Source organism: Sphingomonas sp. GM_Shp_2 (assembly GCF_026540875.1).
Taxonomy (GTDB): Bacteria; Pseudomonadota; Alphaproteobacteria; order Sphingomonadales; family Sphingomonadaceae; genus Sphingomonas; species Sphingomonas carotinifaciens.
Genome location: NZ_JALNUQ010000044.1, coordinates 12,841 through 35,610 on the forward strand (window position 1 = coordinate 12,841; position 22,770 = coordinate 35,610).

Annotated in this window: 26 protein-coding genes and 2 tRNA genes; 19 read left to right on the top strand and 9 right to left on the bottom strand. The window is 68.8% G+C overall.

Annotated elements, in window-relative coordinates; genetic code table 11:
* Nucleotides 1-30 precede the first annotated feature (30 nt).
* From OXR08_RS14210 to OXR08_RS14265, 12 genes are all read left to right on the top strand, one after another.
* Nucleotides 31-1,104 (top strand): glycoside hydrolase family 43 protein, encoded by a 1,074-nt coding sequence (locus OXR08_RS14210; RefSeq protein WP_267350852.1) that lies wholly within the window; start codon nucleotides 31-33, stop codon nucleotides 1,102-1,104.
* Nucleotides 1,105-1,147: 43 nt separating this feature from the next.
* Complete coding sequence (gene nusB, locus OXR08_RS14215; protein WP_149682725.1) at nucleotides 1,148-1,603, top strand: transcription antitermination factor NusB; 456 nt, start codon at nucleotides 1,148-1,150, stop codon at nucleotides 1,601-1,603.
* A 16-nt stretch (nucleotides 1,604-1,619) separates the two neighbouring features.
* The gene (gene thiL, locus OXR08_RS14220) at nucleotides 1,620-2,510 is read left to right on the top strand and encodes a thiamine-phosphate kinase (protein ID WP_267350854.1); all 891 of its coding nucleotides are present in this window, start codon (nucleotides 1,620-1,622) and stop codon (nucleotides 2,508-2,510) included.
* Nucleotides 2,511-2,620: 110 nt separating this feature from the next.
* Nucleotides 2,621-4,768: a sodium-translocating pyrophosphatase gene (locus OXR08_RS14225; protein ID WP_267350856.1), complete on the top strand. Its 2,148-nt coding sequence runs from the start codon at nucleotides 2,621-2,623 to the stop codon at nucleotides 4,766-4,768.
* Between the two features lie 92 nt (nucleotides 4,769-4,860).
* Nucleotides 4,861-6,780 (top strand): S9 family peptidase, encoded by a 1,920-nt coding sequence (locus OXR08_RS14230; RefSeq protein WP_267350858.1) that lies wholly within the window; start codon nucleotides 4,861-4,863, stop codon nucleotides 6,778-6,780.
* A gap of 37 nt (nucleotides 6,781-6,817) precedes the next feature.
* Nucleotides 6,818-8,137 (top strand): dicarboxylate/amino acid:cation symporter, encoded by a 1,320-nt coding sequence (locus OXR08_RS14235; protein WP_267350860.1) that lies wholly within the window; start codon nucleotides 6,818-6,820, stop codon nucleotides 8,135-8,137.
* 134 nt (nucleotides 8,138-8,271) lie between these two features.
* Nucleotides 8,272-8,490, top strand: a complete 219-nt coding sequence (gene infA, locus OXR08_RS14240) for a translation initiation factor IF-1 (RefSeq protein ID WP_007403889.1) — start codon at nucleotides 8,272-8,274, stop codon at nucleotides 8,488-8,490.
* Nucleotides 8,490-9,092 (top strand): nucleoside triphosphate pyrophosphatase, encoded by a 603-nt coding sequence (locus OXR08_RS14245; RefSeq protein ID WP_267350883.1) that lies wholly within the window; start codon nucleotides 8,490-8,492, stop codon nucleotides 9,090-9,092. Before infA ends, OXR08_RS14245 begins: the two co-directional genes overlap by 1 nt.
* Nucleotides 9,085-10,032 carry a ribonuclease gene (locus OXR08_RS14250; RefSeq protein WP_267350885.1) on the top strand — a complete coding sequence of 316 codons (948 nt, stop codon included), beginning with the start codon at nucleotides 9,085-9,087 and terminating at the stop codon, nucleotides 10,030-10,032. Before OXR08_RS14245 ends, OXR08_RS14250 begins: the two co-directional genes overlap by 8 nt.
* On the top strand, nucleotides 10,029-10,193 hold the full coding sequence (gene yacG / locus OXR08_RS14255) for a DNA gyrase inhibitor YacG (RefSeq protein WP_267350888.1): 165 nt from the start codon (nucleotides 10,029-10,031) through the stop codon (nucleotides 10,191-10,193). The genes OXR08_RS14250 and yacG overlap by 4 nt, the downstream gene beginning before the upstream one ends.
* 30 nt (nucleotides 10,194-10,223) lie before the next feature.
* Nucleotides 10,224-10,299 (top strand) — tRNA-Phe (locus tag OXR08_RS14260).
* A gap of 14 nt (nucleotides 10,300-10,313) precedes the next feature.
* Nucleotides 10,314-11,066, top strand: a complete 753-nt coding sequence (locus OXR08_RS14265; protein ID WP_267350890.1) for a hypothetical protein — start codon at nucleotides 10,314-10,316, stop codon at nucleotides 11,064-11,066.
* Between the two features lie 385 nt (nucleotides 11,067-11,451).
* On the opposite strand, the gene OXR08_RS14270 is transcribed toward OXR08_RS14265, so the two are convergent.
* Genes OXR08_RS14270 through OXR08_RS14290 form a run of 5 tightly spaced genes read right to left on the bottom strand, consistent with a single transcriptional unit; the run spans nucleotide 11,452 to nucleotide 14,735 of the window.
* Nucleotides 11,452-12,381, bottom strand: a complete 930-nt coding sequence (locus OXR08_RS14270) for an alpha/beta hydrolase (RefSeq protein WP_267350892.1) — start codon at nucleotides 12,379-12,381, stop codon at nucleotides 11,452-11,454.
* Nucleotides 12,378-13,277, bottom strand: coding sequence for a pirin family protein (locus tag OXR08_RS14275; protein ID WP_112383827.1), 900 nt, complete (start codon nucleotides 13,275-13,277; stop codon nucleotides 12,378-12,380). The genes OXR08_RS14270 and OXR08_RS14275 overlap by 4 nt, the downstream gene beginning before the upstream one ends.
* The gene (locus OXR08_RS14280; protein ID WP_267350895.1) at nucleotides 13,270-13,734 is read right to left on the bottom strand and encodes an NUDIX domain-containing protein; all 465 of its coding nucleotides are present in this window, start codon (nucleotides 13,732-13,734) and stop codon (nucleotides 13,270-13,272) included. Before OXR08_RS14280 ends, OXR08_RS14275 begins: the two co-directional genes overlap by 8 nt.
* Entirely contained in the window at nucleotides 13,731-14,438 is a 708-nt protein-coding gene (locus tag OXR08_RS14285; protein WP_267350897.1) for a glutathione S-transferase, read from the bottom strand. Before OXR08_RS14285 ends, OXR08_RS14280 begins: the two co-directional genes overlap by 4 nt.
* A 3-nt stretch (nucleotides 14,439-14,441) precedes the next feature.
* A complete protein-coding gene (locus OXR08_RS14290) occupies nucleotides 14,442-14,735 on the bottom strand; it encodes a BolA family protein (protein ID WP_112383824.1) in 294 nt (97 codons plus the stop codon).
* 38 nt (nucleotides 14,736-14,773) lie between these two features.
* On the opposite strand from OXR08_RS14290, the gene OXR08_RS14295 reads away from it, so the two are divergent.
* Nucleotides 14,774-15,382, top strand: coding sequence for a J domain-containing protein (locus OXR08_RS14295; protein ID WP_112383823.1), 609 nt, complete (start codon nucleotides 14,774-14,776; stop codon nucleotides 15,380-15,382).
* A 3-nt stretch (nucleotides 15,383-15,385) separates the two neighbouring features.
* On the opposite strand, the gene OXR08_RS14300 is transcribed toward OXR08_RS14295, so the two are convergent.
* Genes OXR08_RS14300 through OXR08_RS14310 form a run of 3 tightly spaced genes read right to left on the bottom strand, consistent with a single transcriptional unit; the run spans nucleotide 15,386 to nucleotide 16,984 of the window.
* Nucleotides 15,386-15,850, bottom strand: coding sequence for an SRPBCC family protein (locus tag OXR08_RS14300; RefSeq protein ID WP_267350899.1), 465 nt, complete (start codon nucleotides 15,848-15,850; stop codon nucleotides 15,386-15,388).
* Nucleotides 15,847-16,608, bottom strand: a complete 762-nt coding sequence (locus OXR08_RS14305) for a VOC family protein (RefSeq protein ID WP_267350901.1) — start codon at nucleotides 16,606-16,608, stop codon at nucleotides 15,847-15,849. Before OXR08_RS14305 ends, OXR08_RS14300 begins: the two co-directional genes overlap by 4 nt.
* Before the next feature lie 4 nt (nucleotides 16,609-16,612).
* Entirely contained in the window at nucleotides 16,613-16,984 is a 372-nt protein-coding gene (locus OXR08_RS14310) for a DUF1428 domain-containing protein (RefSeq protein WP_267350903.1), read from the bottom strand.
* Nucleotides 16,985-17,205: 221 nt separating this feature from the next.
* Between OXR08_RS14310 and cobS the strand changes: the two genes are divergently transcribed.
* The 6 genes from cobS (at nucleotide 17,206) to OXR08_RS14340 (ending at nucleotide 22,087) form a co-directional block, all read left to right on the top strand.
* Nucleotides 17,206-18,210: a cobaltochelatase subunit CobS gene (gene cobS / locus OXR08_RS14315; protein WP_112383819.1), complete on the top strand. Its 1,005-nt coding sequence runs from the start codon at nucleotides 17,206-17,208 to the stop codon at nucleotides 18,208-18,210.
* A gap of 16 nt (nucleotides 18,211-18,226) precedes the next feature.
* Nucleotides 18,227-20,053, top strand: a complete 1,827-nt coding sequence (cobT, locus tag OXR08_RS14320; RefSeq protein ID WP_267350905.1) for a cobaltochelatase subunit CobT — start codon at nucleotides 18,227-18,229, stop codon at nucleotides 20,051-20,053.
* A 4-nt stretch (nucleotides 20,054-20,057) separates the two neighbouring features.
* Nucleotides 20,058-20,306, top strand: coding sequence for a ribbon-helix-helix domain-containing protein (locus tag OXR08_RS14325; RefSeq protein ID WP_267350907.1), 249 nt, complete (start codon nucleotides 20,058-20,060; stop codon nucleotides 20,304-20,306).
* Between the two features lies 1 nt (nucleotide 20,307).
* Nucleotides 20,308-20,898, top strand: coding sequence for a DUF922 domain-containing protein (locus OXR08_RS14330; RefSeq protein WP_267350910.1), 591 nt, complete (start codon nucleotides 20,308-20,310; stop codon nucleotides 20,896-20,898).
* Between the two features lie 125 nt (nucleotides 20,899-21,023).
* Nucleotides 21,024-21,956, top strand: coding sequence for a PepSY-associated TM helix domain-containing protein (locus OXR08_RS14335; RefSeq protein WP_267350912.1), 933 nt, complete (start codon nucleotides 21,024-21,026; stop codon nucleotides 21,954-21,956).
* 55 nt (nucleotides 21,957-22,011) lie between these two features.
* Nucleotides 22,012-22,087 (top strand) — tRNA-Val (locus tag OXR08_RS14340).
* Nucleotides 22,088-22,094: 7 nt separating this feature from the next.
* Here OXR08_RS14340 and OXR08_RS14345 read toward each other — a convergent pair.
* On the bottom strand, nucleotides 22,095-22,770 hold a 676-nt coding region (locus tag OXR08_RS14345; RefSeq protein ID WP_267350914.1), incomplete at its 5' end, for a glutaminyl-peptide cyclotransferase.

A 22,770-nucleotide genomic window follows, 5' to 3' on the forward strand; every position in this document is an offset into this window, starting at 1 on the left:
GCAACCAGCGCTTGGCGGGAGAGGATCGGCATGGAAACGGGACGTATGGCACGTCGGCTGGCGTGGAGCGCCGGCGTCGCGATGGCGCTCGGCCTGGGTGCGGTGTCGGTGGCGCAGGATGCGCCGGCACGCGGCGGCGCAGGCCGCTATGTCGATCGGCCGGGGTCGAACCCGATCATCCGCGACCGCTTCACCGCCGACGTCGCGCCGCTGGTCGTGGGCGACCGGCTGTACCTCTATGCCGGGCGCGACGAGGCCAAGGGCAAGCAGGGCTTCACGATGAACGAATGGCTGGCCTATTCGACCACCGACATGAAGCACTGGACGGCGCATGGTGCGATCATGAAGCCGACCGACTTCGCATGGGCCAAGGGCGAGGCCTGGGCGTCGCAGATGGTGGAGAAGAACGGCAAATTCTACTTCTACGTGACGGTCGAGCATGACGCGACGCATCCCGGCAAGGCGATCGGGGTCGCGGTGGGCGATACGCCGCTGGGGCCGTTCAGGGACGCGCGCGGATCGGCGCTGGTGACGGACAACAAGGCGACATGGCGCGCATGGAGCGACATCGACCCCACCGTGTTCACCGACGATGACGGGACGAGCTGGCTGGCCTGGGGCAATTCCAACCTCTACCTCGCCAAGCTGAAGCCCAACATGACCGAACTGGACGGCGAGCCGCGTGAGTTGAAGGTCACCAATTATCTGGAAGGCCCGTGGCTGCACAAGCGGGGCGAGCTCTATTACCTGACCTACGCGTCGATCAAGGAGCCGGAGCAGAAGAAGGAGCGCATTTCCTACGCCACCGCGCCTTCGGTCGAGGGGCCGTGGACCTATCGCGGCGAGCTGACCGGCGAGGCGACGAACAGCTTCACCATCCATGCCGGCATCGCAGCGTTCAAGAACGACTGGTACTTCTTCTATCATGACGGCACGCTGACCATCGACGGCGAGCAGGGTGGCGAGTTCCGTCGATCGGTCGCGGCCGAGCGGCTGTATTACAATCCCGACGGGACGATCCAGCCGATCAGGCAGACGCGCGAAGGCGTGACGCTGCCCAAGGGCAGGATCGGCACGCCCACGACGACGGTGATGGCGAGATAGCGGCGGGGTGACGACCGCGCCGCATCGGCGTAAAGGCGCGACGATGAATCGTACCAGCAACCGTACCAAGGAGCGCGCGGCGGCGCGCTTGGCCGCCGTTCAGGCGCTGTATCAGCACGAGATGGAGGGCACCGCCGTCCCCGTGCTGCTGCATGAATTTCACAATCACCGCATCGGCGCGACGATCGAGGATGTCGAATATGCCGAGGCGGATACCGACTTCTTCGACGACATCGTCAAGGGCGTGACCGACCGGGCGGGCGAGATCGACCTGCTGATCGAGGGCAAGCTGGCCGCGGGCTGGTCGCTGGCGCGGCTGGACAAGCCGATGAAGGCGATCCTGCGGGCCGGTACCTACGAACTGCTGGCGCGCCGCGACGTGCCGGTGGGCGCCGTCATCAGCGAATATGTCGATGTGGCGCATGCATTCTACGAACGGCGCGAGTCGGGGTTCGTGAACGGCGTGTTGGACGGGATCGCCAAGACGGTCCGCGCCTGATGCCGCGCCCGCGGCGATGACCGAGGGAGAGTTCATCGCCGCGCTGCGCACGCTGCCGCTGCATCCCGGCGCGCGGGGCCTGACCGACGACGGCGCAGTGGTGGATGCGGGCGCGCTGTTCGTGACCACCGACAGCCTGGTCGAGGGGGTGCATTATCTGGCGAGCGACCCGCCGGGCGACGTGGCGTGGAAGCTGGTCGCCACCAACCTGTCCGACCTGGCCGCCAAGGGCGCCGGTGTCGAGGGGGTGCTGCTCAACTATTCGATCGGCGACGATGCGTGGGACCGGGCGTTTTTGGCCGGGTTCGGCGACGCGCTGCGGGCCATGGGGGCGCGGTTGATCGGGGGGGATACCGTCTCGCTGCGCGGTGCCCGCACACTGACCCTGACCGCGCTCGGCAGCGACGCGGCGGCGCCGGTGCGATCGGGCGCGCGGGCGGGCGACGCGCTGTGGGTGACGGGCACGATCGGCGATGCCGGGGCGGGGCTGACGATCGCGCAAGGGTCCGATGGGCCAGCGGAATTGCTGGAGGCCTATCGCCGGCCGGTGCCGCGGCTGGCGGAGGGGCGGGCGCTGGCGCCGGTCGCGCGGGCGATGATGGACGTGTCCGACGGCCTGCTCATCGATGCAGGCAGGATGGCGGCGGCGAGCGGGGTGGCGGTGACGGTCGACCTGGACGCGGTGCCGCTGTCGGACGCGTACCGGGCCTGGGGCGGCGATGCACGGGCCGCGGCGACGGCGGGGGACGATTACGAACTGCTGTTCGCGCTGGCCGGGGGGGCGGTGCCACCGGTGGCAGCGACGCGGGTGGGATGGTTCGCGGTGGGCGAGGGCCTGTCGCTGATCGAGCATGGCCGCGCGGTGGCGTTGCCGTCGTCGCTGGGGTTCGAGCATCACGGGTCGTGATCGGCGGTCGCGCCGGACTATCACATGATGATTGCGTTTTGGCTGCGGGTGTTTAGCCTCCCTTCTTATCCGGCAAGAGACCGGGTTTGGACGAGGGAGGATGCTTCAGCATGACGACCGTCTCCGTGGCCATGATCGGCGGACTGATCGCCGTACTTTATGGTGCCATAACTAGCCGCCAGTTGCTGGGGTTGTCGCCCGGCGATGCGCGGATGCAGGACATCGCCGCCGCCATCCAGGAAGGGGCCAAGGCCTATCTGGGGCGGCAATATACCACCATCGCCATCGTCGGCGTGGCCGTCGCCGTGGTGATGGCGGTGACGCTGGGATGGCTGTCCACCACCGCCTTCGTGATCGGCGCGGTCCTGTCGGGGGTGGCGGGGTTCGTCGGCATGACGATCTCGGTGCGGGCGAACGTGCGGACGGCGGAGGCGGCGCGGAGCAGCCTGCAGGGCGGGCTGACCGCGGCGTTCCGGTCGGGGGCGGTGACGGGGATGCTGGTCGCGGGGCTGGGCCTGCTGTCGATCGCGGTGCTGTTCTGGTATCTGACCGGGCCGGGCGGGCGCCTGCCGAACGATCGGGGGATCGTGGAGGCATTGACCGCGCTGGCGTTCGGCGCCTCGCTGATCTCGATCTTTGCAAGGCTGGGCGGGGGCATCTTTACCAAGGCGGCGGATGTCGGCGCGGACCTGGTCGGCAAGGTGGAGGCGGGGATACCCGAGGACGACCCGCGCAACCCGGCGGTGATCGCGGACAATGTGGGCGACAATGTCGGCGACTGCGCCGGCATGGCCGCCGACCTGTTCGAAACCTATGTGGTGACGCTGGGCGTGACGATGGTGTCGATCGCGCTGCTGGTGCGCGCCGACCCGGCCGAGCTGATGCAGCTGATGGGCCTGCCGCTGGTGATCGGCGCGGTGTGCATCGTCACCTCGATCATCGGCACCTATGCGGTGCGGCTGGGGCGGGGCAGCATCATGGGGGCGCTGTACAAGGGGTTCTGGACATCGGCCCTGCTGTCGATCCCGGCGCTGTATGTCGCCACGCGCTGGGTGCTGGGCGACCTGTCGGCGACGATCGGGGGGGCGGGCTTCCTGGATGCAGGCGCCGATGCGCTGACGCTGGACCCGGACCCCGGCAGCGCGGCGAGCTTCACCGGCATGGACCTGTTCTGGTGCATGCTGGTCGGGCTGGCGGTGACCGCGCTGATCGTGTGGATCACCGAATATTACACGGGCACCGCCTATCGCCCGGTCAAGTCGATCGCCAAGGCGTCGGAGACGGGGCACGGCACCAACGTGATCCAGGGGCTGGCGATCAGCCTGGAGGCGACCGCGCTGCCGACGCTGGTCATCGTCGTCGCGGTGGTGGTGGCGTATCAGCTGGCGGGGATCATCGGCATCGCCTTTGCCGCGACCGCGATGCTGGCGCAGGCGGGGATGGTGGTCGCGCTCGACGCATACGGCCCGGTCACCGACAATGCCGGCGGCATCGCCGAGATGGCCGGCCTGCCCGATGAGGTACGCGAGCGCACCGACGCACTGGACGCGGTGGGCAACACCACAAAGGCGGTGACCAAGGGCTATGCGATCGGCTCGGCGGGGCTTGCCGCGCTGGTGCTGTTCGGGGCCTATACCACCGACCTGCGCACCTATTTCCCGGACGTGACGGTCGATTTCAGCCTGTCCAACCCGTATGTCATCGTCGGATTGCTGCTGGGCGCGCTGCTGCCCTATCTTTTTGGCGCGTTCGGGATGACCGCGGTCGGCCGCGCGGCGGGCGCGGTGGTGGAGGAGGTGCGCGGCCAGTTCCGCGACAATCCCGGCATCATGGCGGGCACCAGCCGGCCCAATTACGGACGCACCGTCGACCTGGTCACCCGCGCCGCGATCCGCGAGATGATCGTGCCCTCGCTGTTGCCCGTGCTGTCGCCGATCGCGGTCTATTTCACCGTGCGGGCGGTGGCGGGGCAGGCGAACGGCTTTGCCGCGCTGGGCGCGATGCTGCTCGGCGTGATCGTGTCGGGCCTGTTCGTTGCGCTGTCGATGACGAGCGGCGGGGGCGCATGGGACAATGCCAAAAAATATATCGAGGACGGCAATCACGGCGGCAAGGGATCGGAGGCGCACAAGGCGGCGGTGACCGGCGACACGGTGGGCGATCCGTACAAGGACACGGCGGGACCGGCGGTCAATCCGATGATCAAGATCACCAACATCGTCGCCCTGCTGCTGCTGGCGGCGCTGGCCGGGGGGTGATGCGGGGCGCCTCTTGCAAGGGGACGCCGCCTTGATATCCTCCTGCCTTCGGTGCGGTTCCAGGGGAATGGCCGTGCCGAAGGGGGGAAGACATGAAGTCTGGAATCTATGCGCTGGTCCTGTCGGTGACGGGGGCCGGCCCGGCCGTGGAAACGCCGGCGGCGGATAACGCACCCGTGCCGGTCGAGGTGTTCGCCCAGCTGCCGGCGATGGAGGGGCCCAAATTGTCGCCGGACGGGACGCAGGTCGCGGCCAGGATGGCGATCAGGGGCAAGCAGTATCTGGTCGTCACACCGCTCAACAACAGCAGCGCGGCCAAGGCGATGCGCATCGGCGACAAGATGGACGTCAACTGGTGGCGCTGGGTCGGCGACAAGTGGCTGGCGGTCGGCATCGGCGCGCAGGACATGATCTATGGCGAGGAGGTGTACGTCACCCGCCTGCTGGGCGTGCCGGCGGACCTGAGCAGCACCAAGCGGATCGACTGGCCCCGTTCGGGCATCCGCGCCGACGAGGTGCTGTGGACTGCCAAGGACGGCAGCCCGCGCATCCTGTTCGCCAAGCAGACCGGCATCGAATCGATGGATCAGGTCTATCCGTCGGTGTTCGAGGCGGACCTGTCGACCGGCCGGGTGAAGACGGTGGCCGAGGGGCAGCGCAACGTGTGGAACTGGTATGCCGACGGGCAGGGCCAGGTGCGGATCGGCTATCGCTACAATGACGAAAGCCGCAAGGCGATGCTGCTGTACCGCGACCGCAATGGCGAGCCGTTCCGCACCATCGCGCGTGCCGACCGCAAGCGCGACGAGGGCATGGTGGTGCCGCTGACCTTTCGCCCCAACGGCTCGGCACTGGCGTTCGACGACAGCGATGGCCATGACGCGCTGTACGAGGTGTCGCTGCCCGACCTGAAGCTGGGCAAGAAGATGTATGCTGCGCAGGGCTATGACCTGGACGGCCTGATCGACAATGCGGCCGAGACCGATGCCGACGGCGTCAACGTCACCGACACGTTCGGTCATACCGTGTGGTTCAATCCGACGCTGAAGCAGATCCAGGACGGCGTGGACAAGGCGGTGGGCGAGCGCCGGGCGCGGATCGTGTCGTGGAACGGCGACCGCAGCAAATTGCTGGTCGAGGTGGGGCGCCCGTCCCAGGCCGGGGCGCTGTATTACTGGGACACGAGCTATGGCAACATGCAGCATTATGCGTGGAACAACGACACGCTGAAGGGGCGCGTGCTGTCGCCGGTGTCGACCGTGCATTACACTGCGCGCGACGGCACGCCGATCGAGGCGGTGCTGACCCTGCCGCGACTGCGCGCCCACAAGAACCTGCCGCTGATCGTGCTGCCGCATGGCGGGCCGTTCGCGCGCGATGCGGAAGGGTGGGACTGGTGGACGCAATATCTGGCCGAGCTGGGCTATGCGGTGATCCAGCCCAATTATCGTGGCTCGTCCGGCTATGGCACCGACTTCGCGAAGAAGGGCGAGGGGGAGTGGGGCCTGAAGATGCAGGACGATCTGGACGATGCCATCCCCTTTCTGGCCAGGCAGGGCATTGCCGACCCCAGGCGCGTGTGCATGATCGGCGCATCCTATGGCGGCTATGCCGCGATGCGCGCGGCACAGCGGAACGGCGACCTGTATCGCTGCGCGGTGTCCTATGCCGGGGTGTCGGACCTGGCCGCGATGCAGCGCTATGACGGGCAGTTCCTGTTCGGCAAGACGCGCGGCGACTGGCTGAAGAAACAGGCGCCCGATTACCGCGCGGTATCGCCCCGGTTCGGCGCGGCGGGCTTTTCGATCCCGATCCTGCTGGTGCACGGGCGCGAGGACAAGCGCGTGCCGGTGAAACAGTCGCGGATGATGGCCGACGCGCTGAAGGCGGCGGGCAAGCCGTATGATTATATCGAACAGCCGCTGGCCGACCATCATTTCACCCGCGGCGAGGACCGGTTGGAATTCCTGAAGGCGATGGCGGCGTTTCTGGCAAAGCATAACCCGGCATGACCCGTGGCACTCCATCGCCGCCGGGCGTTGATCGGGGATGACCGAGACACCCGCCGCCCCGGCCCCGCGCATCGCGCTGCATTATCAGATGCTGATCGGCTTTGCGCTAGGGCTTGGCGGCGGGCTGCTCGTCAACCTGACCGCCGGCGGCGCGGACTGGGTGGAGACGGTGACGACCTATGTCACCGGGCCGCTGGGTCAGATGTTCCTGCGCCTGTTGTTCATGCTGGTCATCCCGCTGCTGTTTTCCGCGCTGGTGATGGGTGTGGCGGAGATGGGCGATGTCGCCGCGCTGAAGCGGATCGGGTTGCGGACACTCGCGGCGACGCTGGTGCTGTCGGCGATTTCGGTGGTGGTGGCGCTGGTGCTGGTCAACGTGCTGCGGCCCGGCAGCGGGGTGGATGCGGAGACGGCGCGCGCGCTGCTGGCGCAGGCGCAGCAGGGGGCGGGGAGCATCCTGGCATCGACGCGCGAGCAGCCGGGCGCGGTCGAGCAGGTGCTGGCGATCATTCCGTCCAACGTGATCCGCGCCGCGTCGCAGGACGACATATTGGCGCTGATGGTGTTCGCGCTCGCCTTCGGCATCGGGCTGGTGCTGGTCGGCGAGGAGAAGACGCGGGCGCTGCGCGAGGCGATCGAGGGAATCCTGGCGGTGACGCTGCGGCTGATCGGGCTGGTGATCCGGCTGGCGCCGATCGCGGTGGCGTGTTTCATGTTCAATCTCGCGGCGCTGTTCGGGCTGGACCTGCTGGTGCGGCTGGGCGCCTATGTCGGCACCGTGCTGCTGGCGCTGGGGTTCCAGCTGGTCGTCGTCTACGGACTGGCGGTGTGGCTGGGCGGCGGCATGCGGCCGTGGCGCTTCTTTGCCGGCGTGCAGGAGGCGATGGTAATGGCGTTCGCCACCGCATCGTCGAACGCGACGCTGCCCACCTCGTTGAAGGTCGCGGAGGAACAGTTGAAGCTGCCGCGCAAGGTGTCGCGCTTCGTGCTGACCATCGGGGCGACCGCGAACCAGAACGGTACCGCGATCTTCGAAGGCGTGACGGTGATCTTTCTGGCGCAACTGTTCGGGCACGACCTGTCGCTGGGGCAGCAGGCGATGGTGATGGCGGTGTGCATCCTGGGCGGGATCGGCACCGCAGGCGTGCCGGCGGGATCGCTGCCCGTCATCGCGCTGATCCTGGGGATGGTGGGCGTGCCGCCGACCGCGATCGGCCTGATCCTGGGCGTCGACCGGTTTCTGGACATGTGCCGGTCGATGCTGAACGTGACCGGCGACCTGGCGGTGGCGAGCGTGGTGGCGCATGGTGTCGCCGGCGGCGGGGGCGGGGCCGGCGGGGCGGCGAAGCGCGCGTGACTTGCCGGCCCGAGATGCGCTACCCATATGGGTCGCATCCCCGTAACCTTGCGTGCCTTTCTTTTCGAGCCTTTCTCGGCTAAGGCGGCGCGCCGTTGCGGCGAACCCTTTTTACGACCAGTTGAGGTAGCTTTTTGGCCAAGGAAGAACTGCTCGAGATGCGTGGCCGCGTGGTGGAGCTTCTCCCCAACGCGATGTTCCGCGTGCAGCTCGAGAACGACCACGAGATTCTGGGACACACCGCAGGCAAGATGCGCAAGAACCGCATCCGCGTGCTGGTCGGCGACGAGGTGCTCGTCGAGCTGACCCCGTACGACCTGACCAAGGGCCGGATCACATATCGCTTCAAGTGATGGGTGATGTTGGCGGCGAGGTCATCATGAACCCCGCCCTCGTTCTAGCTTCTTCCAGCCCGCGCCGTCGCGACCTGCTCGCGCGGATCGGTGCCGTGCCTGCGCGCCAGGCCGCCCCCGACATCGACGAGGAGCCGCGGCCGAACGAGTTGCCGCGCGTCTATGCGCTGCGGCTGGCGGTGGAGAAGGCGCAGGCCGTGGTGCGGGGGCCGGGCGAGATCGTGATCGCGGGCGACACCACCATCGCGGTCGGGCGCCGCATCCTGCCGCCCGCAACCGATGAGGGCGTGCAGCGCCGCCTGCTCGCGCTGCTGTCCGGCCGGCGCCACCATGCCTTGTCCGCGATCTGCGTGATCGATGCGGCGGGCACCGTTCGCACGCGGATCGCCGACACGGTGGTCGCGTTCAAGCCGCTGTCGGCGGCCGAGATCGACGATTATGTCGCGTGCGGCGAGGGGCTGGGCAAGGCGGGCGGCTATGCGATCCAGGGTCGCGCCGAGGCGTTCGTCCGCTTCCTGTCGGGCAGCCATTCGGGCGTCGTCGGCCTGCCCCTGTTCGAGGCGCGCGCGCTGCTGAAGGCGTCCGGCCTGCCGCTTGGCTGAATGGCTGTACGAGGCGGGGATCGGCGAGGCACGGGCCGCGCTGGTCGCGGACGGCTGCATCGTCGAGGCGGCGATCGAGCCGGAGGATGTGCTGGCCGTCGATACCGTCGCGGCCGGGCGTCTGGTGGAGATCCTGCCCGGACGGCAGGGACGGGTGACGCTGGCTGCGGGCGGTGACGTGTTTCTGGGGCGCGTGCCCGCGGGGGTGACGCAAGGCGGTGGGCTCACCGTGCAGGTGGTGCGCGAGGCGATCCCCGAGCGGGGTCGCGCCAAGCTGCCCAAGGCGGTGGCGAGCGAGGCGGCGCCTGGGGCGGGGCCGGACCTGTTGCAGCGGATTATGGCGAGTGGTGTTCCGGTGCGGCAAATGCGGTCGCATGAGGCGGATGCGCTGGAGGCGGCGGGCTGGTCCGAACTGCTGGACGAGGCGGTGACGGGCGAGATCGGCTTCGGGCCGGGGGCGCTGCGCATGACCGCGACGCCGGCGATGACGCTGTTCGACGTGGATGGCGCGCCGCCGCACGATGCGCTGGCGCTCGCCGCGGCGCGGAGCGTGGCGCGCGCGATCCGGCGGCATGGCATCGGCGGGTCGATCGGCATCGATTTCCCGACGATCGAGGGCAAGGCGGCGCGACTGGCGGTGGCCGAGGCGATCGACGCCGAGCTGGCGCCCCCGTTCGAGCGGACCGCGGTCAACGGCTTCGGTTTCCTCCAGATCGTGCGGCCGCGACCGCGCGCATCGATTCCGGAGCGATTGGCGGCGGACCCGGTGGCGGCGGCGGCGCGCGCCGCGCTGCGCCAGATCGAGCGGGCGCCGGTCACTGCCTCGCGCATCCACCGGCTGGCGCCGGCGGTGTATGACCGAATCATCGCGCGCCCGGACTGGTGCGCCGAACTGGCGCGCCGCACGGGCGTGCAGCATCAATTGGAGCGTGGCGGATGAAATGCCCGATCTGCGGCCAGCCGGCCGTGCCCGATTACAAGCCCTTCTGCTCGCGCGGATGCCGCGACCGCGACCTGTTGCAATGGCTGGGCGACGGATATCGCGTGCCGGGACCGCCGGCAGACGAAGAAGGGCTGGACATGGGCGAAAACCGCCCCTAAACGCGCGTCTCCGATCGCAACGCGGTCCGGGCCCAAGTAGCTCAGTTGGTAGAGCATGCGACTGAAAATCGCAGTGTCGGTGGTTCGATCCCGCCCTTGGGCACCATTCCCTTACCAGAGATGATGATGCGATCCCGCATCCTGTTCGGCGACCATTCGACGCAAGCACCGGCGATCGAGCGATTCGTCGATCATGCGCGATTCGACGTGACGTTCGCGGCCTTCGATTCGGTCGATTTCGCCGCGTTCGATTGCGTGGTGCCCCTGCGCGTCGACCAGATCGCAGCCGCGCGGGCGGCGGGGGCGCGGGCGGTGCTGCCCAGTGCCGAACTGGTGGCGGTGTGCGACGACAAGCTGGCGTTCAACCAGCGGGTGATCGCGCTCGGCTTCGGCGATGCGATCCCGCCTTTGCTGCCCGATCCGCCCACCACCTATCCCTATATCCGCAAAGGCCGGCGGGGTGACTTCGGGGTCGGGTGCCGGATGGTGCGCGCGCCCGGCGAGGATGTGCCGATCGCCGACAGCTTCTGCCAGCATGCGGTGGCAGGCGCGGTGGAATATGTGCTGCACCTGCTGCGCGTGGATGGGCGCATCCGGTATTCGCTGTGTTACGCCTATGACATGGGGGTGACGCTGGGGGTGCGCGGTGCGGAGCAGCGGGCGCTGAGCACGGTGCCGGCCGATCCGGGCGCGGCCTATCCGGTGTGCGTGGCGATATTGGAAGCGCTGGGGTTCGAGGGGACGTGCTGCTTCAACTACAAGCTGGAGGAGGGGCGGGTGCGCATCCTGGAACTCAACCCGCGATTTGGCGGGTCGCTGGTGGGGGAGGTGAGCGCGTATCTGGAGGCGTTGCTGGGGGCGATGCGGCGGTAGGATAATGGGCGCTGCGTCTGCCGGGATGCGCCTCTCGCCGCGCAGCGGCATCGAAAGCGATGGAAGGGACGTAACCCTTCCTGCCCCACAACATCCTCCGCGTCTCCGCGTCTCCGCGTGAACCAATTCTTCTTCGCGGCTTCGCGGCTTCGCGTGAACCAACTATCGACTTGGATGCGGCCAGGTTTGGCTGTGATTCACGCGAAGACGCGAAGACGCGAAGAGAAAAAGACGATTGGTTCGCGCGGAGACGCGGAGACGCGGAGAGTTTGTGTGGGGGCGGGGCGTGGCCGATCGCAGATGTATGGGCTTGGGTTGGTGTGATGCTGCCGCTTTGCGGCGGGTATGGTTTTCTGCGTGCAGAACGCTCGGACGGCGCGGGGTGCTATTTTTCTGATGTTTCCTGCGGGGAAGAGGGGGCCGGGAGCCAGTTGCGCAGGGCGTTCAGGACCGCGTCGGGCGCTTCCCAGGGGACGAAGTGGCCGGCGTCCAGTTTTACGATGGTAAGGTCGGGTACGACGTCGGGCAGGCCGTCGATCTGGCCGGGGAGCAGGGCCTTGTCCTTCATGCCCCAGATGACGAGCGTCGGTTGGCGGATCGGGGGGAAGGGCGCGTCGATCCAGGCGGGGCGGGGCGGGTCTTCGCCGGGCGCGGGGACGAGGAAGCGGCTGGCGCGATACCAGTTGAGCATCGCGGTCATCGCGCCGGGGCGGCTCCATTGTTCGAGATAGATCGCTTTTTCGGGGCCGAGCAGGTGGGCGGCGGCGTGCCGGGCCAGGCCGGTGGCGAAGAAGCGTTCGAGCGCGGTGCCGGTCCATCCCCCATCCAGCGCGGTTTCGCGGAAACGAGTGATATACTGGCTGGCGGCGCGCTGTTCGGGATCGTCGAGGAGCGCGCGCTGGAAGACATAAGGGTGCGGCGCGTTGAGGATGACGAGCCGTTCGACCCGATCGGGCGCGCGCAGTGCCGCCATCCAGGCGACGGCGCCGCCCCAGTCATGTCCGACGAGCGTGAAGCGATCGATGCCGAGCGCATCGGCGAGCACGAGCAGGTCGGCGACGATACGGTCGGCGGCATAGGCCTCCACCCCGTCGGGCTTCGACGAGCCGGCATAGCCGCGCTGGTCGGGCGCGATGACATGATGGTCGCGCGCGAGATCGGGGAGCAGGTGCCGCCAGGTGCGGTGCGATTCGGGAAAGCCGTGGAGCAGGATGATCGGCGGGGCGGCGGGATCGCCCAGCATGACCGTATCCAGCTCGACACCGGTGGCCAGTGCCACCCTGGTCAGCGGGAAGGGTGGCACCGGATCGTTCATGGATAGCTGACCGTCTTGGGCGTGCCGGGGATTTCGATCCGTTCGGCATCGTCGTCGGGAATCAGGGGAAATTCGCCCGCGGTCCAGGCGCGGCGCGCCTCCGCGATGCGGTCGCGGCGCGAGGACACGAAATTCCACCAGACATGGCGCGGCGTGGCAAAGGCGTCGCCGCCGCACAGCATCGCACGACCGCCGCTGCGCGAGGTGAGAGTGGCGGCGAGGCCGGGGCGCAGCACGTAGAGGCGTTGCGGCTCCAGCGCCATGCCCTCCAGCTCGGCGCTGCCCTCCGCCAGATAGAGCGCGCGTTCGTCCGCCGCGGCGTCGATCGGCACGGAGGCGCCGGGATCGAGCGATATGTCGGCATAGATGGTGCCGGCATAGGTGGTGGTGGGCGCACGCTGGCCCCACAATTCCCCCATGATGATCCGGGCGCGGGCGCCGTGCGCCTCGATCGTCGGCAGGGCGGCGGCGGTGACGTGTTCGAAGGCGGGGTCCATCTCCTCCCGGTCCTCCGGCATGGCGAGCCAGGTCTGGATGCCCGACAGCAGCGCGCCGCCGGCGCGGTCGGCAAAGGGGGAGCGTTCGGAATGGACGATGCCGTGCCCCGCGGTCATCAGGTTGACCGCGCCGGGCTCGATCGTCGCCAGCGTGCCGAGCGAATCGCGGTGGTCGAGCGCGCCGTCGAACAGATAGGTGACGGTGGACAGGTTGATGTGCGGATGCGGGCGCACGTCGATGCCGCCGCCGACGGCGAGCTGCGCCGGCCCCATCTGGTCGAAGAACAGGAACGGCCCGACCATGGTGCGTTCCTTCGCCGGCAGGGTGCGATGCACCTTGAACCCGCCGAGATCGTGCGTGACGGGTAGAATGGTCTGAAGGATGACGTCATCAAGCATCGCGCGGTCCCGAACTGTTGGTCGCATCCAGCATGGCGACCAGATCGGCGGGGTAGATCGGCTCTGCCCAGCGATCAATCTCGGCGCGTTCGAACCACCGCCATTCGCGCATCACCTGGCGTTCCAGATCGGTGTGGCCGGCCGGATCGACCACGCAGGTATCGATGTCGATGCGGAAATATCGTTCGTCGGCAAGCACCTGCACACCCTGCAGGGTCAGGAACTCCACCTCTCGCCGGGCGACCTGGGGGCCGCAATCAGCGGCCAGCCCCACCTCCTCGGCCAACTCGCGCGCCGCCGCCTGTTCATAGCTTTCCCCCGGATCGACCGCGCCGCCCGGCGTCACCCAGAAGGGCGGGCGATCGGGCGGGGTGAAGCGGAACAGCAGCACGCGGTCGCAGCCATCGACCAGCAGGATGCGCGCGGCGGGACGCGTGGCAAGCGAGGCGGCACTCATGCCACGTCGAGTTCGGGATAGTGGCGGAAAATGCCCTCGGTCGAGAAGGGCAGGCGGCGGTCGCTGGCGAGATAGCGGCGGATGCCGGGCAGGTTCGCCACCCGGTCGCGCAAGGCGACGAGGCCGGGCAGATCGGGCTCAAGCGTCGCCATCCGCCTGGGGAACATGTAGCGCAGACCCTCGACCAGCTGGAACAGCGAGGTGTCCGCATAGGTCCAGCGGTCGCCGACCAGCCATTCACCGCGGGTGGCCTTCGTCGCGTCCTCGAAATAGGACAGGAATTTGGGCATGCGCTGCTCGCGGAACTGGGTCGCGGTGCGCGCCGCCTCCGCCTTCTGGTCCTCGTAATAGTCCATCATGCCGACCGGGTGGTGCACGTCGTGCACCTCGGCGACCATGTCGGCGATGGTGAGCTGCAACTGGTTGAGCCACATGCGATCGGCCATGCCGCTGGGGGCGAGATGGTGGCGTTCGCCCAGAAACATCAGAATGGCCGCGACCTGGCCGATCACCGTGGTTTCGCTTTGCAGAAAGGGCGGGGCGAAGGGGGCGCGGCCGTCCTTTGCCGCCATGACCTGCATCATCGCGTCGATGCCCTCGGTCCGGGCCGCATCCACATAGGGAATCTCCGCAGCTTCGAGCGCCAGGCGCACGAATTCGCCGCGGCCCTGAATGGAGGGCCAGTACCAGAGCTTATAAGGCATGCATCATTCTCCGGGTGCGCGGGCGCTGATCGCGAGCGCGTGGATCCTGTCTCTCAACAGATCGGCCAGCGCTTGGTTCACCAGACGCTGCCGCCCGACACGGGAAACGCCTGAAAAAGCAGGTGCTTCGATGGTGACGCGGAAGTGGCTTTCACCGGTGCCGTCGTCGCCGAGATGGCCGTGGTGCATCGCGCTTTCATTGGCCACCTCCAGACGGGTGGGGGCAAGCGCCGCGGTCAGGCGGGCGGCGATCTGGTCTGCAACGGGCAGGGCGGAGGCGGTGGCGGGGTCGGTCATCGTTCCTATATAGCCGCTTTTGTTGCAGCGGGGAGCCGGTGAGACGGACGGCGAAGGAGAGTGCGGCACGGCCGGGAGCGCGGTTCCATGGCCGGGTCGAGAACAGCGGCCGTGTTTGCGACGAGCCGGGATGCGCGGAAGCGGGCGAGTTTCGCGCGCCGCCGCTGGAAGGGCCGGGCGGGCGCGATGGGCCGGGGCAGTTCCGCTGGTTCTGCCTGGAGCATGTGCGCGCGTTCAACCAGCGCTACAATTACTTCAACGGGATGACCGCGGACGAGATCCATCAGGCACAGCGACCCTATGCCGGGTGGGAGCGCGAAACGCGCGCCTTTGCCAGCGCAGGGGGTGATCCGGGGCCGCGCTGGTCGGATTTTTCCGATCCGCTGGACGCGATCGCCGCGCGCTATCGCCGCACGCCCGCCGCCGAGCGGCAGGACGGCAAGCCCTTGTCGGGCCAGGATCGCGAAAGCCTGAAGACGCTGGGGCTGGCGGCGGATGCGGACCGGCATGCGCTGCGCAAGCGGTACAGCGAGCTGGTGCGCCGCTATCACCCTGATCGCAACGGCGGCGACCGCAGCCAGGAGCGCGAGTTGCAGAAGGTGATCGCCGCGTATCAGCAGCTGCGACAGGCGCCCGCCTTCGCGTGAGGATCAGTGCCGGACGGTGAGGCGCCGGGCGACGGCGGCCAACTGGTCGGTGGCGGTGTTCCAGCCAATGTCGAAGCCCATCGCGATATGCTGGTCGCGGGCAATCGCGGTCCAGTGACGGGCGGTGGCGGTGTAGCGCGTGCCGCCGCCCTCCGGCGCGAAGGCGTCGATGCGCACCAGAAAGGGCTGGCGCGGGGCCCAGCCGGCGGCGAACGCATCGGTGGCGACGATGCGCCGTTGCGGCAGCACCTCCAGAAAGACGCCCTCGACCGGCATCGCTTCCCCGTCGGGACCGTGGAAGATCATCGAGGAATGGCCGCCGGGGCGCAGGTCGCGCTCGACGATCTCGGCGCGCCAGGGTTCGGGGCAGTACCATTCGGCGGTATGATCGACCCAGGCGCGCCACACCGCCTCCAGGGGCGCATCGATCAGGCGGGTGACCGAGAGGTCGAAGCTTTCGTCGGTCATGGCCGTCGATCGCCGACCAGGCCGAAGCGCACGCCCCAGGGGTCCTGCGCGACCAGCGAGAAGCTGCCGCCGGGAATCTCGTCCGGCCCCTGAAGCGGTTGCCCGCCCGCCGCGACGATACGCGTCAGGGCGGCATCGATATCGGGGACCAGCGTATAGAATTGCCATCCGGGCACGGTGCCGGGGACGGGGCCCATGACCGCACCGATGCAGGTCGGGCCGTCATGGATGAAGCGATAGTCGCCCAGTTCGCCCATCGGCATCGCCCCCTCCTGCCGCCAGCCGAATTGCTGCGCATAAAAGGTGATGGCGGCGTCGTCGTCGGGGGCGGTCAGCTCGTTCCAGACCATGTGGCCGGGCCGGGCATCGGTGCTGTTCTGGAAGGCGGTGGAGTCGTCGGCCACCGGATCCATGACGTAGAAGGGCGTGCCGTGCGGATCGGTGAGCAGCGCGATGCGCCCGGCCTGCGGGATCGTGGTGGCCGGCATCAGGCAGGCGCCGCCGCCGTCGACCACGCGGGCGACCGCGGCATCGGCATCGTCCACCCGGACATAGCCGAACCATCGCCCGCCGTCCGCCATGACCGGCGGGCGGGCGAGCAGACCACCCACCGCATCGCCGTCGGGAGCGTGGAAGATGCGATAGTCCATGCCGGGCACGCCGCCATCCGCGACGCGCCAGCCCATGACGTCGCCGTAAAAGGTCGCCGCGGCATCGACGTCGTCGGCGATCAGCTCATACCAGATAAAGGCGCCCATGGTGTCAGCGATCCGCCTGGAAGATCGGCGCGAAGCCGGCATAGATCATGCGCCTGCCGTCAAAGGGCATGGGGCCATCCGGCTTCATGCGATCGTCCGTCCGCATCCGCTCGCTCGCCGCATCGCAGGTGGCGCGGTCGGGCCAGACGATCCAGGAGAACACCACCGTCTCGTCCTCCTCGGCCAGCACGGCGCGGCGGAAATCGGTGACTTGGCCATCGGCCACGTCCTCGCCCCATGCCTCCATGATCGACAGCGCGCCATAGTCCCGGAACATCGGCCATGCGCTGGCCGCCATGTCGCGATACGCTTCCTTGTTCGCGGTGCCGACGGGGACCACGAATCCTTGCAGATACTGTCCGTTGACGCTCGTCATCGTCGCGCTCCTTCGGCTTCGACTCAAAGGCGGCACGATGCTGCGCCCGGCGTCGCGAAAAAGCAACGTGGGGCATGGGGATGCCCACAAGGGTATAAGGCGGGCGGAAACAGCGGCGCGGCGGCGCGTTTGTTCAGCTTCTTCGTGCCGCCGCCGATGCTGACGGTTGAGTCGGGACACGCGCCTGTCCTAGAGCGTTTGGTGCACTTCGTGAGGTTTTGATGACGGACATTCCCAACACCCAGCCTGACAGTCGCGAGACGACGATCATGGACGCGCCGGACAAGATGGTTCGCGTGCGCGACGTGTTCGGCGTGGACAGCGACATGGAAGTGCCGGCCTTTTCCGAGGCGGACGAGCGGGTGCCCGACCTCGACCCCGCCTATGTGTTCGATCCCGACACGACGATGGCGGTGCTGGCGGGCTTTGCCCACAATCGCCGGGTGATGGTGCAGGGCTATCACGGCACCGGCAAGTCGAGCCATATCGAACAGGTGGCGGCGCGGCTGAACTGGCCGTGCATCCGCATCAACCTGGACGCCCATATCAGCCGCATCGACCTGATCGGTCGCGACGCGATCGTGCTGAAGGACGGGCAGCAGGTGACCGAGTTCCGCGAGGGCCTGCTCCCCTGGGCGCTGCAGACGCCGACCGCGCTCGTGTTCGACGAATATGACGCCGGGCGGCCCGACGTGATGTTCGTGATCCAGCGCGTGCTGGAGACCGAGGGCAAGCTGACGCTGCTCGACCAGAACCGCGTGATCCGGCCGAGCCGCTGGTTCCGCCTGTTCGCGACCGCCAACACGGTGGGGCTGGGCGACACCAGCGGCCTGTATCACGGCACGCAGCAGATCAACCAGGGCCAGATGGACCGCTGGAACATCGTGGTCACGCTGAACTACCTGCCCGCCGCCACCGAGGCGCAGATCGTGCTCGCCAAGTCGGGCGAGTATGACAAGCCGGAAGGCAAGAAGACGGTGGAGAACATGGTCCGCGTCGCGGACATGACGCGCAAGGGCTTCGTCAACGGCGATATCTCCACGGTGATGAGCCCGCGTACGGTGATCACATGGGCGCAGAACGCGCTGATCTTCGGCGATGTCGGCTTCGCCTTCCGCCTGTCGTTCCTGAACAAGTGCGACGAGGCGGAGCGGTCGCTGGTGGCGGAATATTACCAGCGCGTGTTTGGCAAGGACCTGCCCGAAAGCGTGGTCGGGCGGGCTTGAGGTAAGCGACGCGGTCATGGCCAACGAAACCCCCCTCGACCGGTTCAAGGCCGTGCTGGCCGGGACCGCGCGTGCGATCGCGGAGCAGCCGGAGGTGGAGCTGGCCTTTACCGCGGATGCGCCGGCGCAGTCGGGCAAGCATCTGAAGGTGCCGATGCCGGCGCGGGCCCTGCCGCCCGAGCAGGTGGCGGAGGCGCGGGGGTTTGCGGACCAGTTCGCGTTGAAGCTCAGGTATCATGATACCGCGTTGCATTTGCGTGGGGCGCCGGGGGAGGCGGTGGCGCGGGCGGTGTATGATGCGGTGGAGGGGGCACGGGTCGAGGCGCTGGGCAGCCGCGGCTATGCCGGGATCACCGAGAACCTGGCCACCGCGCTGGAGATGCGCCTGCGCTCCGACCCGATCACCCGCGCGCGCAGCGAGGCGGAGGTGCCGCTGTCCACCGCGCTGGCGCTGATGGTGCGCGAGCGGCTGACGGGGCTGGAGAGCCCGGCGGCGGCGGCGCCCGCGCTGGCGCTGGTGCGTGAATGGGTGGATGCGCGCACCGATCTGGACGCGCTGGCGCTGGCGATCGACGACCAGCGCGCGTTCCAGACGCTGGCCGCGCGGATGCTGGCCGATCTGGAGCTGACCGAGGCGCCGGTCGAGCCCGAGGATGCGGATGACGGCGGCGACGACGAGGACGGCGAGAACGAGCCGGACAACGAGGAAGGCGACGACAGCGAGGACGAGCAGGACGGCCAGGGCGAGGGCCAGGTCGAGGCGCGCGGCGAGCAGCGCGAGTCGGACGGCGACGATGGCGAGGGCGAGCAGCAGCAGCAGGACTCGCCCGACGACATGGAGGGCGAAGGCCAGGATGACGGCGAGGAAGGCATGCAGCCGGTGCGCCCGAACCGACCGCAGCCCGACCTGACCCCGCAATTCGACTACAAGCCGTGGACGACCCAGTTCGACGAGGTGGTCGCCGCCACCGACCTGTGCGACGCGGACGAGCTGGCGCGGCTGCGCGGCTATCTCGATCAGCAACTGGCGCATCTGCAATCGGCGGTGTCGAAGCTGGCCAACCGGTTGCAGCGCCGGTTGATGGCGCAGCAGTCCCGGTCCTGGGATTTCGACCAGGACGAGGGGATGCTGGACGCGGCACGGCTGGCGCGCGTCGTGGTCAATCCCACCCAGTCGCTGTCCTACAAGATCGAGCGCGACACCGATTTCCGCGACACGGTGGTGACGCTGCTGATCGACAATTCGGGATCGATGCGCGGGCGGCCGATCGGCATCGCCGCGATCAGCGCGGACATATTGGCGCGCACGCTGGAGCGGTGCGGGGTGAAGACCGAGATACTGGGCTTCACCACCCGCGCCTGGAAGGGCGGGCAGAGCCGCGAGGCGTGGCTGGCCGCGGGCCGCCCGCCGCAGCCGGGCCGGCTGAACGACGTGCGCCACATCGTCTACAAAAAGGCGGACGACCCGTGGCGGCGCGCGCGCACCAACCTCGGCCTGATGATGCGCGAAGGATTGTTGAAGGAGAATATCGACGGCGAGGCGCTGGTCTGGGCGCATAGCCGGCTGATCGCGCGGCCCGAGGAGCGGCGCATCCTGATGGTGATCTCCGACGGGGCGCCGGTCGACGATTCGACGCTGTCGGTAAATTCCGGCAGCTATCTGGAGCGGCATCTGCGCCAGGTGATCGGCTGGATCGAGACCAAGAGCCCGGTCGAACTGATCGCGATCGGCATCGGGCACGACGTGACGCGCTATTATGCGCGCGCGGTGACGATCATGGATGCCGAGCAGCTTGGCGGCACGATCATCGAGCAGCTCGCCGCGCTGTTCGACACGCCGTGACGCGATGATCGACGCGCCGCCCGGCGGCTTTCGCGGGCCGGTGAAACGGTCGATCACCATCGCCGGGCACCAGACGTCGATCAGCCTGGAGCCGATCTTCTGGGACAGGCTGGACGCGGCGGCGGTGGCCCGCGGATTGCCGCTGTCGGCGCTGGTCGCGGCGATCGATGCGCGGCGGATCACCGAGGCGGACCCACCGAACCTGGCGAGTGCGCTGCGCAGCTGGCTGTTGCTGACGGGCGCCGTGGCCTGACATGCATGCGCTGTGGCTGAGCGCGCTGCTGCTGGGGCCGGCGACCGGGTCACCTGGCGCGCGGATCATCTTCGACGGAGTGCGGATGGACCGCTATCCCGTGCGCGGGCGCGACGTGGCGGCGGTGCGCGCCGCGCTGGATGCGGCACGGGTACGCGACGGAAATGACGGCGCATGGGTGGAGGCGTATACGGATGGTCGTATCCGTGGCACATGGACGGCACCGGCCCGCAAGCATCGCGGCGCGCCATGCCAGCCGAAGGCGATCGCCATCCGCTATTCGGCGACGATGCGCCTGCCCTATCTGGACGAGCCCGATCCCCCGCCTGCACTGGCGCAGGCGTGGCAGCGCTATGCCGCCAATCTGGAGGCGCATGAGAGGGAGCATCTGGAACGGATCAGGCGCGCGCTGCCCCGGTTGGCGGCGGCGATCGCGGCGGCACCCTGTGCGAAGGCGGATGCGGCGGGGGCTGCGGTGCTGGAGCAGATCCGCGCCGAGGGCCACGCCTATGATAAGGAGACGGGGCATGGCCGGTCGGAGGGGGCGGTGTTCCCCCCACCCGAGGCGATGCAGCGGGAGTGGGACGATTGACGGCACCGGGGCGCACGGCCGGAAAGGGCCGCACGGGGGGGCGGATTGGGGGAGACCGAACCGGCAGGCCGCGTGCGCCGGCACGCGCCGCGCCTGCGCTGCCGCGACCCGGCGTCGCGCGGCGGTTGCACCGGGGCGGGGGCGCGGGGTGGATCGGCTGGCTGCTGGCGGTGCTGATCGTGCCGGTGGCGCTGAGCGGTACGCTGCTGGCGGTGTGGCCGGCCGTGGAGCGGGTGGCCTATCCGACGCGCTTCGCCGCGACGGCGGCGATCGACCCGGATGCCTGTGTGACGGCGCTGCATGCCGGCGCCCCGCCGGATCGGCGGATCGTCGCGATGGAGCGCGGTGCGGGCGTGCTGCGCTTCACGACGCGCGGCGCGGACGGGGCGGATCGCCTCTTTGCCTGTACCGCGCGCGGGGCGGGCGTGTCGCTGGCCGACGCGACGCACGGTGCCGAGGCGTGGGTGCGGCGGGTGCATGCCGCGCTGGCGGTGCCGTGGGTCGGGCGCGGGCTGGTCGCGGCGGCCGGGCTGGCATTGATCGGGCTGGCCCTGTCGGGGCTGGCGCTGTGGGGCGTGGCGGTCTTTCGCGGCAGTGACGGTTGGGCCTGGCATCGCTGGCTGGGACTGGCGGCGGCGCTGCCGGTCCTGGCGATGGCGGCGAGCGGCATGCCGCTGCTGTGGCGCGGCGCCGCGGCGGATGGCGGCGCGGCGCCGCTGGCACACCCGGCACAGCCGTTGCGCATCGTCGAGGCCCATGCACTGGCGCTGACCGGCGGCACGGTGGCGCGGGTGGCATGGCCGACCCGTCGCTCGCCCGACTGGCTGGTGACGATCGCGGCGGGGACCGCACGGCAGGTGAAGGTGGCCGACGATACCGGCGGCGCGCTGGCGGCGGTGGCGCGCTCGGACGGGGGCGGCACCGGGGAAGGCGTCGCGGCGTCGCTGCACGGCGTGCGCGGCACCGGATGGTGGCGCCGGATGCTGCTGGCGCTGACCGGGTTGGCGGTGGTGGTGCTGGTGGCGACGGGGTTGCGGATCCGGCGCGGCGCGGCGTGACCGATCACGTCTTGCCACCGGCATAAATGACGGTATGACGCACCATCCCCGACGGGGGCGCTTAGCTCAGCTGGTAGAGCGGCTCGTTTACACCGAGTAGGTCGGCGGTTCGAACCCGTCAGCGCCCACCATCCCGCCCTATTTCGCGGGCAGCTTTATCTCGAACAATTGGGGCCAGTTCTTGCCGGTGACGTAGATGCGCCTGGCCTGACGGTCATAGGCGATGCCGTTCGCCACCGCGTCCGGATCGGTCGTGCCCGCCTTTGCGACCAGTTCGGCCAAGTCGAGCGCGCCCTTTACCTTGCCGGTGGTGGGGTCGATGCGGACGATGAAGCGGGTCATCCAGACATTGGCCCAGATTTCCCCGTCGATATATTCCAGCTCGTTCAGGTTCTTGAGCGGGCGGCCATTGGCGGTGACATTGAGCGTGCGGGCGACGCGCATGGTGGCGGGATCGAGGAAGCGCAACGCCGGCGTTCCGTCCGACAGGATGATGTGGCGGCCGTCATCGGTCATCGCCCAGCCTTCGCCGGTATAGCGCCACTCGCCCGCGGCCTTCAGGTCGGGCAGCGACCAGCGAAAACCACGGCCGCCATGCCAGGTGACGCTGAACAACTGGCGTTTCCACGCGACGATGCCTTCGCCGAACAGGCCGGCGGGCACCTTCGCCTCGCGCAGGGTGCGGCCGGTGGCGAGATCGACCTGGCGGATGACGCTCTGCCCCTCGCGGCCGGTGCTTTCATAAAGGCGACCGCCGTCGAACAGCAGCCCTTCGGTAAAGGCGCCGGTGTCGTGCGGGTAGCTTCGGACGATT

Excerpts from the sequence above, each read along its gene's own strand:
- OXR08_RS14210 (WP_267350852.1), top strand. The coding sequence starts at position 31 with ATGGAAACGGGACGTATGGCACGTCGGCTGGCGTGGAGCGCCGGCGTC.
- nusB (WP_149682725.1), top strand. The coding sequence starts at position 1,148 with ATGAATCGTACCAGCAACCGTACCAAGGAGCGCGCGGCGGCGCGCTTG.
- thiL (WP_267350854.1), top strand. The coding sequence starts at position 1,620 with ATGACCGAGGGAGAGTTCATCGCCGCGCTGCGCACGCTGCCGCTGCAT.
- OXR08_RS14225 (WP_267350856.1), top strand. The coding sequence starts at position 2,621 with ATGACGACCGTCTCCGTGGCCATGATCGGCGGACTGATCGCCGTACTT.
- OXR08_RS14230 (WP_267350858.1), top strand. The coding sequence starts at position 4,861 with ATGAAGTCTGGAATCTATGCGCTGGTCCTGTCGGTGACGGGGGCCGGC.
- OXR08_RS14235 (WP_267350860.1), top strand. The coding sequence starts at position 6,818 with ATGACCGAGACACCCGCCGCCCCGGCCCCGCGCATCGCGCTGCATTAT.
- OXR08_RS14245 (WP_267350883.1), top strand. The coding sequence starts at position 8,490 with ATGGGTGATGTTGGCGGCGAGGTCATCATGAACCCCGCCCTCGTTCTA.
- yacG (WP_267350888.1), top strand. The coding sequence starts at position 10,029 with ATGAAATGCCCGATCTGCGGCCAGCCGGCCGTGCCCGATTACAAGCCC.
- OXR08_RS14265 (WP_267350890.1), top strand. The coding sequence starts at position 10,314 with ATGATGATGCGATCCCGCATCCTGTTCGGCGACCATTCGACGCAAGCA.
- OXR08_RS14270 (WP_267350892.1), bottom strand. The coding sequence starts at position 12,381 with ATGAACGATCCGGTGCCACCCTTCCCGCTGACCAGGGTGGCACTGGCC.
- OXR08_RS14275 (WP_112383827.1), bottom strand. The coding sequence starts at position 13,277 with ATGCTTGATGACGTCATCCTTCAGACCATTCTACCCGTCACGCACGAT.
- OXR08_RS14280 (WP_267350895.1), bottom strand. The coding sequence starts at position 13,734 with ATGAGTGCCGCCTCGCTTGCCACGCGTCCCGCCGCGCGCATCCTGCTG.
- OXR08_RS14285 (WP_267350897.1), bottom strand. The coding sequence starts at position 14,438 with ATGCCTTATAAGCTCTGGTACTGGCCCTCCATTCAGGGCCGCGGCGAA.
- OXR08_RS14290 (WP_112383824.1), bottom strand. The coding sequence starts at position 14,735 with ATGACCGACCCCGCCACCGCCTCCGCCCTGCCCGTTGCAGACCAGATC.
- OXR08_RS14300 (WP_267350899.1), bottom strand. The coding sequence starts at position 15,850 with ATGACCGACGAAAGCTTCGACCTCTCGGTCACCCGCCTGATCGATGCG.
- OXR08_RS14305 (WP_267350901.1), bottom strand. The coding sequence starts at position 16,608 with ATGGGCGCCTTTATCTGGTATGAGCTGATCGCCGACGACGTCGATGCC.
- OXR08_RS14310 (WP_267350903.1), bottom strand. The coding sequence starts at position 16,984 with ATGACGAGCGTCAACGGACAGTATCTGCAAGGATTCGTGGTCCCCGTC.
- cobS (WP_112383819.1), top strand. The coding sequence starts at position 17,206 with ATGACGGACATTCCCAACACCCAGCCTGACAGTCGCGAGACGACGATC.
- cobT (WP_267350905.1), top strand. The coding sequence starts at position 18,227 with ATGGCCAACGAAACCCCCCTCGACCGGTTCAAGGCCGTGCTGGCCGGG.
- OXR08_RS14325 (WP_267350907.1), top strand. The coding sequence starts at position 20,058 with ATGATCGACGCGCCGCCCGGCGGCTTTCGCGGGCCGGTGAAACGGTCG.
- OXR08_RS14330 (WP_267350910.1), top strand. The coding sequence starts at position 20,308 with ATGCATGCGCTGTGGCTGAGCGCGCTGCTGCTGGGGCCGGCGACCGGG.